Origin of the sequence: Loigolactobacillus coryniformis subsp. coryniformis KCTC 3167 = DSM 20001 (assembly GCF_002706425.1) — a bacterium.
Lineage (GTDB): Bacteria > Bacillota > Bacilli > Lactobacillales > Lactobacillaceae > Loigolactobacillus > Loigolactobacillus coryniformis.
In genome coordinates this window covers 2,592,049-2,605,164 of the sequence record NZ_CP017713.1, presented here as the reverse complement: position 1 = coordinate 2,605,164, position 13,116 = coordinate 2,592,049, and the positions used below count along the sequence as shown (strand labels likewise).

Genomic DNA, 13,116 nt, shown 5'->3' with positions numbered 1-13,116 from the left:
AATGCCAGCGAGGGCAAATAATGTCCTTGCTGGCATTTGTTTTATGCAGTTTTAACAGCTTTCTTAGCCATTCCAGGTAAAGTTTCAAATTTTTCGCGAATCAAGCCGGCGGAGCGCTTGAATTTAGCTTCTTCTGCGGCAGTCAATGGTAATTCGGTGACACTAACGACACCGTCTTTACCAATGATAGCTGGTTGACCAACATAGGTTTGATACTTTTCGCTGAAGGCGGAGCATGGACAAGCAAGGTTAGCATCGGCTAAAACGGCCTGACTTAATTTAACGGCACAAGTAGCGATGGCATAGCTAGTATAACCTTTACCGGAATGAACGGCCCAGCCGCCACGGCGGGCAGCATCTTCCAACTCATTTAGATCGATATCTTTATCAGCTGCTAATTCTTTGATTGGCAAGCCGTTGACTCGAACCGTCGACCAAGCGGAAAATTGTGATTCACCATGTTCACCATAAACGTAGCCAGTGACGTTTTTAGGATCAACGTCAAATTGGTCACTAACGACTTTTTGCATTCGCGCGGTATCTAAGAAAGTACCGGTACCAAGGACGTGGCTTTGTGGTAAGCCAGTCGTTTGTTGTAAGTAATAAGTGATACAGTCACAAGGATTCATGACATCGATCAATACGCCTTTAAAGCCAGAAGCTTTGATTTTAGGTGCAATATCTTGCACGATTTCGCGAGTGTAACTAAATTCAGCCCAGCGATTGCCGCTGGCGTTGTCCAACGCGTGGATGTTACCAGCAGTCACAAATAAAATATCGGCATCGGCTAATTCAGCGTAATCACCGACTTTGATTCGTGTGCGAGTGTCCAGACGTGCTTGAGCGTCTTCAAGGTCTAACTTTTCGGCCATTGCTTTTGCTTCGTTATGATCATCGAGGAGGATGAGTTCATCGGCAATTCCTTTGGTCACCAAAGTATAAGCAGTTGTGGCACCAACATGGCCCCACACCAATAATTCCGTATTTACGCATCTAATCACTCCTCATTAATAGTGGATAAATTTTTGTGTCAGCATTGCAATACTGGCTCATCTGTTTATCATTTAATTTTAATTTGTGATGCTTATTTTAGAGCCGTATTAGAGTGATGTCAACCCCTTTTATGATGAAAAATAAAATATATGCAATGATTTATGTGTAATTCATTAAATAAATACAGCTAAAACTTAATTAAATAAAACAACTGAAAAATAGTAAGTTAGTTACTTAACGCATTTTTTTGTGGCCATCCACGGCGCATGGTAGAATAAAGGATAACAAGATACGTTTAAAAACAATTATTTGAAGCTATAAAATAAAGCTTAATAGTGTTTTATATAAAGGGGGTTAGAGCATGCGGCAACGGCTAAAGTGGCTGTTAGTGCTGATAGGTGGTTTGTTGATATTTGGCTGGTCTGCAGCGGTGCAGGCTAGAAGTTATGATATTACTGATTATGATATGGCAATTGATGTCGCGAAAGATGGTAGTGCGGCGGTAACGCAGAAGGTACGGTACGATTTTGATGGTGACTTTAATGGAGTTTACTATAATCAGGATACGGCGGGGATCGATGGGATGACTGCGCTTAGTGTAGCGGTGCAATCTAGCTCAGGAGTCAAGGCCTTGACGGCTAGTAATACGGAAGCACCTGGGACCTACACAACGACTGATAGTAATAACCGGCGCCAGATAAAGGTATTCTATCCGGTTAGTGATGATACAGTGACCTTTTTATATCGCTACCGCTTGAATGGTGTGGTGACCAATTATCGCGACACCGCTGAATTGAACTGGAAAGTGATCGGTACCGGCTGGGACGTACCACTAAATAATGTAAAAGTGACAATTCAATTGCCGCAGAAAAATGTGCGTCAGCTGCAAGCGTGGACGCACGGACCGTTATCTGGTAATACCAAGGTTGAACGTAAGGCTGGTCGTGTAGTGATCACTTTGGATAAAAATCCAGCCAACACTTTTGTTGAGAGTCATATGTTGTTTCCAACGGCGGTGACCGCGGACAACGCGAAGACTAGTGATAAAAATCGTAAAAAAGCGGTTCAGCAGCAGGAGGCTGATTTTGCTAAGGAAGCCAACGCGGTACGGCGGCGGGCACAATTGATCCCGAGTTTGATTGCTTTTGCCAGTCTGATTTTAGGTGGTATTGTATTAGTAACGCAGCTATTCTGGTTACGCAAGCATCCAGCCGAACGTTACCCAGAACCAGCACCAATCAAGCATTGGTACGATATTCCCGAATATCCGCCTGCGGTTGCCCAACGTTTGGTGAACGCTTTTGGCCCGAACAAAAAAGCCTTTACGGCCACATTGATGGATTTGGCGGTGGCAAAGAAAATCACGATCACGGCGACTAAAGTTGGCAATAAAGATACTTTTGCGTTGGCACCGACCGATAAATTTACCAATCCGGAGCGTGTTTTCAAATTATTATTTGAAACCGTGCCTCGCCGCAATCGTGATGAAGGAGTCACATTGGTGGATATTAAAAACTACGGGCGAACCGATAAAAGCGGGCGTTTAAGCAAAGCGTACGAAGATTGGGAAATGCGTGTTCGTGGTGCGGTTGATGAATTGCATTATGAAAATACGATTAATGGGCAAATTCGTAATCGCGCTTGGGTGATCGCGGTGGCTAGCACAGTCTTTGCAGCCGGTGCAAGTGTGGCCGCGCTGTTCACTTTCCCTAGTGTCCGGGTACCATTGTGGGGCCTGTCGGTGTTGTTAGTATTAGCCGGCTGGATATTACTTTTAGTTAAAACGCACGCGTTGCCACGTTATACTCAACTTGGCGCGCAGAAAATTAACGAAGTCCGCGGTTTTAAGCAAATGTTGGAAGATGTTGGTCATTTTGATATGGCACAAGTCGGTGATTTAATTCTCTGGGATCGCATTTTACCTTATGCAGTGGCATTTGGCTCTGCGGATAAGGTTGTCGCCGCATTGAAGATGAACTTTAGTGAGGAACAATTGGCGACCAGCATGCCGATCAACTATCCACTATTTATTTACGGTTATGGTGGTTTTGGTGGCCAAGCCGACTTTGGTGAAGCGTTCACCAGCGGTTTCGGTAGTAGTTTAGCGGCCAGTCATAGTGCCAGCTCTAATGTGGGCGGCGGCTCTGGTGGTTTCTCCGGCGGGAACTCTGGCGGTTTTGGCGGTGGTTCCGGTGGCGGTGCGTTTTAAAAATAACGCTAAAATTAAAAAACTTTGGTGTATTTAAGGTTAGTTTAAGCTAATGACCGTATATTATAAACATACCCCAAACCCCTAACTAACCTCATCTAATTTCACTGAAAAGCAAAACTGGCGTGGCAACTAATGTTGTCGCGCCAGTTTTGTGTTATTTAGGATCTAAACCTAATTTAGCTAGCCGTGTTTTTGATTTGTGTTGTAAACGAACACTGATGCCTTCGTAACTACCGAGATGGGGACCAGCAAATTTTTTGCGAGCACTGAAGTAGTAGTCGAGACACAACAGGACGATCACGGCAATGAAGATTTCGCCAGTCGCGTAATGCAAGGTCAGGTGTTTGGTCAGGGTGATCGTACTTGGCGAAATGATCATCAAACTGACCAAGAAGATGATCCACAAACAAGCAATCAAGTTTACTGGCATACTCCATTTACGCAAATTCCAAGGGCCATCGTCAGCGGCGGTCCAAGCCCCGCGTAGCCGTGCGCGGATCTTTAAGGCGATGGGAATGAAGTAGGAACTGTATAAGCCGATTACACTTAATGAAGTAACGATTGCATAAACGTTATCGGACAGGCTGGACAAAAAAGCGATGCCACTGACTAACCAAATTGCAGCGGCCGGCGTATGGTAACGAGGTGAAACTTTGGCCCACAACTTGGAAAATGGCAGGCCATTGTCCCGACTAAAGGCGAACACGATGCGTGATGCGGAGGTGATTGCTGATAGGCCACAGAACCACATGGCAATCGTGACTAGCCATAAGATTGCTTGACCGATGGTGCCGCCAACTGCTTGTTGGATTACGGTCATAAAGGCGTTATCTCCACTTTGGGCTACAGCCAGCGGATTTTTGATTGACATAGTGACCAAGGCTAACAAAATATAACCAAAAATACCGGAGATCGCGACGGAAAGGAAAACACCCCATGGAGCCCTAACTTGTGGATCCAAAGTTTCTTCACTGGTGTGGGCGGAAGCATCATAGCCAGTCAGCGTCCACTGCGCTTGTAACAAACCCAGTAGAAAGGCAAACCAGTAAGGAGTACTGCCGGAAGTGACGGTAGAAAAGTTAGTGGTGAAAATATAGCCGACTGAATGTTTCGGGCCAAAGTAGACTAATACGCCGATGATCAGCAATACGCCGATCAAATGATAAAAAGCCGAAATAGAATTGAGTTTATCAATGATACGGATACCAACATGGTTTAAAACGGCGTGGGATAATAGAATAATTGCGAAAACAATCAAAGTTTGCGGCTTGGTCGGCTGTGCAAATAGCAATGCAGCAGTAAAGCTGGCACAACCAAAGTCGATCCCGGCAACGATCGTCACTTGGCCAACAAGGTTTAACCAAGCGGTGAGCCAACCCCACGTTGGTCCGCCTAGGATCGCAGCCCAGTGATAGATCGCACCACTGGTGGAGATCGACGAGGTCAGTTCAGCCATAGCGGCGGCTACGAATAAAACGAAAAAGGTAACAATCGGCCAACCAAGACCCATAACGCCAGGGCCACCTTGGTTAAAACCGTAGCCATATAAGGTGACGGCACCGGTCAGAATCGAAATAATCGAAAAGGAAACGGCAAAGTTGGAAAAACCACCCATATCGCGTAACAATTCTTGTTTGTAACCGAAGGAATGTAATTGTGTTTGTGAATGACCAGCAGCACGAGCCGATTGGACACTACGACTAGCTTGCCAAATGATACCGCCGATCAAAATAATAACGAGTAAAATCAGACTGAAACCTAATACCATTGAAATCACTACTCCTTCGTGTTGTCTCTTATGTGAATGCTATTATTTTAAAGTATTTGTTCTGTAATAGATTTAGTCCAAACGCATTTGGTAATGTGATTTTAATTGGCTATTCTTTGTGATGTCTTTGTGCTAGAGGCTAACTTTTGTTTCAACGCAACGCCAGATAAGTGGTACCGCAGCATAGCTTGGCAAGCAGCGTTGATTTGCTGGGCAGCTTTTTGAACGGTGGTACCACCAGCGTGAATGTTAGAAATGACGGTGCGGCGGGCTTCGGGCATGCCGACTTCTGGGCGATAGGCGATATATGCACTCAAAGAATTAGCGCTAACTAAACCAGGGCGCTCACCGATCAACATACAAACTACATCGGCTTTGGTGGTGGCGCCAATGGCATCCATTGCGGCTACCCGAGCGTATTTGATGAAAGGAATGTGGTCACGATCGATTGGGGTGCCAGCCTTTTTAAACGTGTGTTGTAACAGCGGCAATAGTTGACCAAGATTGCTTGTGATTGCGGCAGAACTCAGGCCATCGCCGATAATAAGCTGAATAGTAGCGTATTGAGGTAATTGGCTGGTTAACTGTTGTAATGCAGTCGCAGTGAATTGGCGCCCTTTAGGCGGATTTTTAAGATAGTCTTGTTTGTTTTGACAAGTCGTTTTTGCGGTGATCAAGCCAAGTTGTTGAATAAATTTAGGCGTGACCTCGGTTAAAACTGCATCGCGTGCAGCGGCGTGATCGGCTAAAAATTTCAATCGTGGTTGGGTTAAATAGCGCGTGCCGCAACGACCAAGACCAATTCTAGCCGGTGTAGCTATTTTCATTTCTAATAACTTTTGACGATTGATTGGCGTGAGTAAAATTTGTTGGTGCTGTTTTTGTTGGTAAGAATCGACCAAGGGGATTGGATCAATTGGACTAACACGGCGACAATGGGGGTTGCGCTTAAATTGCGCTGGAGACATGATTTGTAGATCGGCTTCTTCATCAAATTGCATCATAGTAAAACTTCCTTTCGTGAAATAGCGGTAAAAGCACTAGCATCGCCGGCTAGTGATGTCAAATGACCATCTTGCCAGAAGCCCATTTTTTCTAGCCACTGGGTAAATTCAGCGGTAGGTGTCAAATTAAGCAGGTCGCGGATCGTCGCTGTTTCCTGGAACCCAGTGCTTTGATAATTCAGCATAATGTCATCGGCTTGGGGCACACCCATGATGTAGTTGCAGCCAGCGGTGGCCAGCAACATGGTCAAGTTCTCGATGTCATTTTGATCAGCTTGCATATGGTTGGTGTAGCAAGCATCGCAGCCCATCGATAATCCAGTGAGCTTACCCATAAAATGGTCTTCCAAACCGGCGCGGATCACTTGTTTTCCGTCGTATAAGTATTCAGGGCCGATAAAACCAACAACTGTGTTGACTAGAAAAGAATCAAAGCCTTTAGCAAAGCCGTAACAGCGAGCCTCCATGGTCACTTGATCAGCACCAAAGTTAGCTTCGGCAGATAATTCTGAGCCTTGACCGGTTTCGAAGTACATCACGTTGGGACCGCTGACACAATTTTCGCTGATAGCTAGTGTTTTGGCATCTAGCAATAACTGCCGATTGATGCCAAAGGCAGTATTGGCTTTTTCTGAGCCGGCAATCGATTGAAATAATAAGCCAGCGTTGGCGCCTTGTTTGATGGCGGCCATTTGGGTGGTGATGTGAGCTAACACACAAATTTGCGTTGGAATTTGGTAGCACAGACGAAACTGTTCTAGTTTTCTGATCAAGCTTGCCACGTGAGTTGGTTCATCGATCACCGGATTGATACCAATCACTGCATCACCATTTCCCATACTCAAGCCCTCCATTGTACTAGCCAAAATACCCGACCAATCGTCAATGGGATGATTGGGTTGTAGTCGAGCAGAAAAAGTTCCTGAGCGGCCGATCGTTGTGTTGGCGGTTTTTTCAATGGTTATTTTCTTGGCGGCGGTGATCAGATCTAAGTTGGACATTAGTTTACACACAGCGGCAATCATTTCTGCGGTCAGTCCTGGAGTTAATTTTTGAATAGCTGCCCCAGTTGTTTGGCTGGCTAATAACCATTCGCGCAGCTCCGCAACTGTCCAATATTTAATTTTGTCGAAAATGGTTAAATCAACTTGGTCGATGATCGTACGGGTGACTTCATCTTCTGCGTAATCGATCACTGGATAATTGAACAAATCATTTAGCGTCAGATTGCTTAATACAAATTTGGCTGCAATTCGTTCTTGCTGGCTACTAGCAGCAAGGCCAGCTAACTGATCACCGGATTTTTCTTCATTTGCTTTGGCGAGTACTTCCTTGACTGAAGTAAACTGATAAACTTTTTGATTGAGTTTGGTATTCAATTGCATAAGCACACCCCGTTTATGAAATATGTGTTACTTTTTATAACATGAAGTTACTTTATCACTAAGTTCACTGATAATAAAGCTTTTTCATGAGAATGTTAGCTACTATTATTTGTTTAAATATATAAAATAGCCGGTAAACCAAGGTTGAAATACTTAAATTTTTTTGTAAAAATAGTAATTCAATGTAAGAAGACATAACGCTTGAACGGCACTTGTACGTTTACTTTTTAAATTTACGGACAAAAAAAGCGAGAGCAGCAGTAATTTTGCTCTCGCTTCTTAATGTCTAATTAATGTGTGCTACGCCGCCGCAACCAATACTTCCGTGCTTCTTCGATCAACAATAGTGGAATCGGAATGGCTAATAGATATAGCCACTCGCCACCGCGTAATGGGGCGGTATTGAAGATGATCTGCAGTTCGGGTAGGTACATTAGCGCCAGTAATAGTAGTACTTCGACAATGATCCCTCCGATAATTTTACGGTTACTGAAGATCCCAATGCGGAAAATGGATGAGCGCTGGGTCCGGCAATTTAATGCTGCAGCGATTTGGCAAAAGATGATCGTTGCCAGTGTCATTGTGGTGGCTTGACGATAATCAAATCCACCAGTGGCTAAATTAGCCATTGTCCAACCGTTGACGCGGTTCGTCAAGAAGTAACCAATCGTTGAGAGGATAGCCGCAATCAACCCATACCAACCAAATGCTTTTAAAAGAATCCGCCGATTAAGCAGATGCGCGTTATGGGACCGTGGCGGTTGTGCCATAATTCCGGGTTCACTTTTTTCTGCTCCTAAACCTAATGCGGGCAACATGTCAGTACCGAGGTCAACGGTCAAGATCTGCATAACGGTTAACGGTAGCGGTACTAAACCGCGGCTAAATAGGAAAACGACTGAAGGGGCAGCCTCCGGTAGGTTACTGTTAAGGATGTACAGCAAAAATTTCTGGATATTGCTGTAAACAGTTCGGCCTTCTTCGATTGCCGCGACGATCGAGGCAAAATTATCATCGGTTAAAATCATGTCAGCAGCGTCTTTGGCGACGTCGGTGCCAGTCATCCCCATGGCCACGCCGATATCCGCTTTTTTCAGGGCAGGCGCGTCATTGACACCATCACCGGTGGAAGCAACGATCTCGCCCATACTTTGCAGCATGGTGACAACGCGATACTTTTGTTCTGGGGCGACACGGGCAAAAATCAGCTCATCACTTAAAGCTGCTTTTAAGTCAGCGTCAGTCATATTGGTTAGTTCATCACCAGTGACTACACGGGCCTGATCGCTAGTAATACCGATTTTGCAGGCAATGCTTTTGGCGGTCAAGGCACTATCGCCAGTGACCATAATGATTCGAATATTGGCGGCGTGACATTTAGCGACGGCGGCATAGATTTCCGGCCGCGGTGGATCAGCCATGATCGTCAAGCCAACAAAAGTCAACTGCTGTTCAACATCAGCCTGAACCCACGTTGTTTGTGGCTGCAGCTGCCGATAAGCCATCGCTAAAGAGCGTAAACCGGCGGCCGCATAACGCTTATCAGCCGCTAAAATTTGCTGGCGATCTTGATCAGTGAGCGGCCGTACTTGACCGTTGTCTAAAATCGTAGTGCTGATCGCCAATAAACCATCTAAAGCACCTTTAACGTAAGCCACTGGTTGTTGATCGACAGTTTGAATCGTGGTCATCCGTTTCCGTTCAGAATCAAATGGGAATTCCTGTTGCCGCGGTAGTTTAGCTTGTAAAGCTGGTCGATCAAGCTGTGCCTTTTCAGCTAAAATAATGAGTGCTGCTTCGGTTGGTGTACCCAGAATTTTAGCCTGTTGACCACTATTTTCCGGTGCTTTAACGGTGGTGTTGTTGTTCAGTACACTAATTTGCAACAATAGATCGAGATCGTGCAGCTGGCCAAATGTGTAAGCTTGTTGGCCAATATTGATTTGACCGTTGTTGACGTAACCTTGTCCGGTAACCTCATATTCGCCACTTAGCAACCAAATATGGTTAACGGTCATTTGATTTTGGGTCAGTGTCCCAGTTTTATCGGAACAGATCACCGTAGTTTCACCTAAAGTTTCTACACTGGACAAATCCTTGACTAAGGCGTGCTTTTTAGCCATCCGTTGAACCCCTTGCGCCAGTGACAACGTCACGGTTGGCAATAACCCTTCAGGAATAAAGGCAACGATCATACCTAAAGCAAAGATAAACGACTTCGCGATCGGGTAGTGAACGAAGAAGATCGCTAAAAGAAAGAATAACACACCGATCAAAATAGCTAGCAACGAAATCTGCTGGGTCAAATGATTCAGTTCTTTTTGCAAAGGACTAACGTTATCACGCTGGTTTTGGGTTAACTGAGCGATTTGACCAAATTCAGTGGTCATACCGGTATTTAGCGCAATCGCCTGGGCGTTACCACTAGCAGCCATTGTACCGGCATAAACAATATTGGTTTCGGCAAATTTACCATCGCCGGGATGGTAAGCTACTGTTTTTGACTCCGGTACAGATTCGCCAGTCAATGCTGATTCATCGACTTGTAAGCCAGTGGCGGAGATCAAGCGAGCATCGGCGCAGACGCTATTGCCCGCTTGAATCGTGAAAATATCGCCTGGTACTAGATCTACCGCATCCAGCCGCTGTTGCTGGCCATCGCGTAAGACTTGTGTGTACGCGGGCAACATTTGCCGTAAGGAATCAGTGGCTTTTTGAGCCGCGTGCTCCTGCCAAAAACTGAAAATACCATTGATCAAATTGACCGCCCAAATAGCGATCGCTAATTCCAACATACCGGCAAATAAAGCAATGATCCCACTGACCCATAAAAGAATTGCCATTAAGCTGGTGAAATTTTTGATGAACAACTTAAATTGCGATTGGCGTTGGCCTCGTTGAATCGTATTCTGCCCATAAGTGGTCAATCGCTTTGCTGCTTCTTGATTACTTAATCCGGCAGCACTTGTTTTGAACTGTTGATAAACTTGTTCTATTGGTACGTTAGCGTATTCGCCAGCTGCTTTAATTTTTTGTTGCCCCATCAGCACATCACTCCCTTAACGTATTGTTTCGATAATAAAACGCTTTTTTGAAATAGCTACTTTCAACGTCATTATAGGCCTAATAGGATAAAAGACAACTATGGGTGTGGTATAAGGGGGTTAGGTTTGAACAGTTTTCGACTATGTCGTTTGGAAAAATAAAAAAGAGCTGTAACATAATTACTTATGCCACAGCTCCATAGTTTACTTTAAATGATATTCTTGTTGCGTCGCAATCTGCTGCAAGGTGGCGTAAATGCGCTTAACGTCAGTCGGTGTGCCGCGTAATTCGTAATCACCGATCACGGGAAAACCGAAGTCACGAGCGTAACGTTTTGCAGTTAGACAATATTGCTCGTTGAAATTACGGTTACCAGAACCGACAACGCCAAGACAAAATTGGCGATTAGCGTTGTAACCAATATACTCACCGAGTACATTGGTCAGCAGCTCTTTAACGCCGTTGTCAATACCGTTGCCGCCATCCAAGTAAGTAGGGACAAAGGCGAAATAGGGTGCCGTTTCATCTGCCAGCGGACTGGCTTCCGAGATTTCTTTCAACGTGATCAAGGGCTGATCCGTCGCGGTTTTGTGCTGCTGTTCGGCGTATTCTTGCAGATCTTCCACAAACGCGCGGGTGTTGCCGGAGATCGAAATGTACAAAATTCTGATTGGTTCGGGCATCGGGGCCACTCCTTTTGCAACGTGATAGGGTAACTGAGGCTTAAATGAGTTGCTAGTCTAATTAATTTAAACCTAGCCATGCGAGTCGTTTTTTAACGTACATCCTATCATATCACAAAATGTTGTATCATCGCAGTGCTAATATACTCTATTTAGTGCAATCGGCGACTGATGCAGCTTGCCGTAGTAACCAACCGACTAAGATAATGCTAACACCGACCATAACGGCGCCAAATAGTGGTGTGATGCCCAGATCAAGCTTAGCGGTGACCTGGCCGCCAATTAATGAACCGAGGGCGATGCCGATATTAAACGCCGAAATATTTAGTGAAGAAGCCAAAGTGATGTCATTCGGCGTGTACGTTTCGGCTAATTTGACGATATATAGCTGGAGCCCGGGAACGTTCATGAAGGCGAAGAGGCCCATGACTAAAACGTTGATCAAGCCTAAATAATGCATCGAACTAGTGGCTAACAAAGCCACTAAAGTGAGTGCCAAACCGATAAACATTTTACGTAGTGCTTGTAATGGTTGCAAATTGGCCCAGCGGCCGCCCAACGTGTTACCCACAGCGACCATTAAACCGTAAACGACTAAAATGACAACGACGGCTGCAGCTGACCAACCCATTTTTTCTTCCAGGAGTGGTGATAAGAAAGTGTAAACGGTAAAGGTACCGCCGTAACCTAAGGCGGTGATCAGCAATGCTACGAATAATTGCGGGTTAAGCAAGATCCGCAGTAAGCCACGAGGATCAGTTTTACCAGGCCGCGGCAAATTGCGCGGGATCAATAAGCTGTTAGCAATCAAACCAATGACCCCGATTGCGCTGATAAATAGAAATGACATGTGCCACGAAGCAATTTGACCAATAAAAGTGCCCAAAGGAACACCAGTAACGGTGGCAACCGTTAGGCTGGTAAACATCACTGCGATGGCCGAAGCACGTTTAGCCGGTGCGACCACGTCAGCGGCAATGACGGAAGCAACTGACATGAACAAGCCGTGAGCGAATGCGGCCAGTACGCGGGCCACCAATAAAATCGCAAATGTGGGCGCCAGTGCGGCTAGTAAACTACTAACAACGAATAAAGTCATAATACCCAGCATCAATGTTTTGCGGTCAAAACGGCCAGTCAATAACGTCAATAATGGTGCGCCGATCGTGATCCCTAATGCATAGATCGATACGGTCCAGCCGGCTTGGCTAACGGTGATGCCAAAACTTTTTACTAGTAAGGGCATCAAACCGACGCTGATGAATTCAGTGGAACCAATGGCAAAAGCACTGATGGCTAAGGCTAATAAAGTCCAAGTGGGGGCAATTTGTTTTCTCATTTATTGCTACACTCCAATCTTAATTTGTGCTACAATTTGCCATTATACGTGTAGTGGTTAAAAAAATAATTACGCACTGTTTTGTATCATAGGGACTAAAAAGTACCTATGGACCACAAAAGCGAGAGGAGTACATTATGCCGAAAACTTATAATATTGGCGTTGAAGCAACTATGGAAGTCATTGGTGGTAAATGGAAACCGATTATCTTGTGTCATTTACGTAAAGGCGTAATGCGCACGGGCGAATTACGCCGGGCGATCCCAAAGATCACGCAAAAAATGCTGACTCAGCAATTGCGTGAACTAGAAACAGCTAATATTGTTTGCCGAACAGTTTACCAGCAAGTACCGCCCAAAGTGGAATATAGTCTGACCGATTATGGTGAGAGCTTGGAAGGCATTCTTCATCAGCTTTGTGTTTGGGGTGAAGAAAACGTCGAACGCCGCCAGGAAAAAGGCGAGGCAGTTGAATTGCTAGCGTGGGATAAGGTAGAAGTCTAGTAAAGAAATTAATTTATTACTGCGATAAAAAAGATAAACCTACCCTTGACAGTTTTAAAAAATGAGACTATCGTAATAAAAATTAAATAACGATGATAAATAAATTAAAGCGATGACGAAGACAGTATGCCTGCTTAGTTGGTTCAGCGAGGTCCATTTGGTGTGAGGGATCCCAACTAACAGT

General features: G+C 45.0%; 8 protein-coding genes, 1 pseudogene and 1 other annotated feature (1 of these 10 only partly in view). Of the genes and pseudogenes, 2 read left to right on the top strand and 7 right to left on the bottom strand.

Annotated elements, in window-relative coordinates:
* Positions 1-41 precede the first annotated feature (41 nt).
* Positions 42-993: pseudogene (locus LC20001_RS12660) on the bottom strand (L-lactate dehydrogenase).
* Positions 994-1,354: 361 nt separating this feature from the next.
* Here LC20001_RS12660 and LC20001_RS12655 point away from each other — a divergent pair.
* Positions 1,355-3,202 carry a DUF2207 domain-containing protein gene (locus tag LC20001_RS12655; protein WP_010009151.1) on the top strand — a complete coding sequence of 616 codons (1,848 nt, stop codon included), beginning with the start codon at positions 1,355-1,357 and terminating at the stop codon, positions 3,200-3,202.
* Between the two features lie 157 nt (positions 3,203-3,359).
* Here the strand turns inward: LC20001_RS12655 and LC20001_RS12650 are convergent, their stop codons facing one another.
* From LC20001_RS12650 to LC20001_RS12625, 6 genes are all read right to left on the bottom strand, one after another.
* Positions 3,360-4,973 carry an amino acid permease gene (locus LC20001_RS12650; RefSeq protein WP_010009150.1) on the bottom strand — a complete coding sequence of 538 codons (1,614 nt, stop codon included), beginning with the start codon at positions 4,971-4,973 and terminating at the stop codon, positions 3,360-3,362.
* A gap of 101 nt (positions 4,974-5,074) precedes the next feature.
* Positions 5,075-5,977, bottom strand: coding sequence for an ethanolamine ammonia-lyase subunit EutC (eutC, locus tag LC20001_RS12645; RefSeq protein WP_010009149.1), 903 nt, complete (start codon positions 5,975-5,977; stop codon positions 5,075-5,077).
* Positions 5,974-7,362, bottom strand: coding sequence for an ethanolamine ammonia-lyase subunit EutB (locus LC20001_RS12640; RefSeq protein WP_010009148.1), 1,389 nt, complete (start codon positions 7,360-7,362; stop codon positions 5,974-5,976). Before LC20001_RS12640 ends, eutC begins: the two co-directional genes overlap by 4 nt.
* Before the next feature lie 290 nt (positions 7,363-7,652).
* Entirely contained in the window at positions 7,653-10,406 is a 2,754-nt protein-coding gene (locus LC20001_RS12635; RefSeq protein ID WP_010009146.1) for a cation-translocating P-type ATPase, read from the bottom strand.
* A gap of 204 nt (positions 10,407-10,610) precedes the next feature.
* Positions 10,611-11,090, bottom strand: a complete 480-nt coding sequence (nrdI, locus tag LC20001_RS12630) for a class Ib ribonucleoside-diphosphate reductase assembly flavoprotein NrdI (protein WP_010009144.1) — start codon at positions 11,088-11,090, stop codon at positions 10,611-10,613.
* Positions 11,091-11,238: 148 nt separating this feature from the next.
* The gene (locus tag LC20001_RS12625; RefSeq protein ID WP_010009142.1) at positions 11,239-12,429 is read right to left on the bottom strand and encodes an MFS transporter; all 1,191 of its coding nucleotides are present in this window, start codon (positions 12,427-12,429) and stop codon (positions 11,239-11,241) included.
* A gap of 137 nt (positions 12,430-12,566) precedes the next feature.
* Between LC20001_RS12625 and LC20001_RS12620 the strand changes: the two genes are divergently transcribed.
* Positions 12,567-12,932, top strand: a complete 366-nt coding sequence (locus LC20001_RS12620) for a winged helix-turn-helix transcriptional regulator (RefSeq protein WP_010009140.1) — start codon at positions 12,567-12,569, stop codon at positions 12,930-12,932.
* A 103-nt stretch (positions 12,933-13,035) separates the two neighbouring features.
* Positions 13,036-13,116 (top strand) — a binding site (T-box leader); it runs 154 nt beyond the window's last position.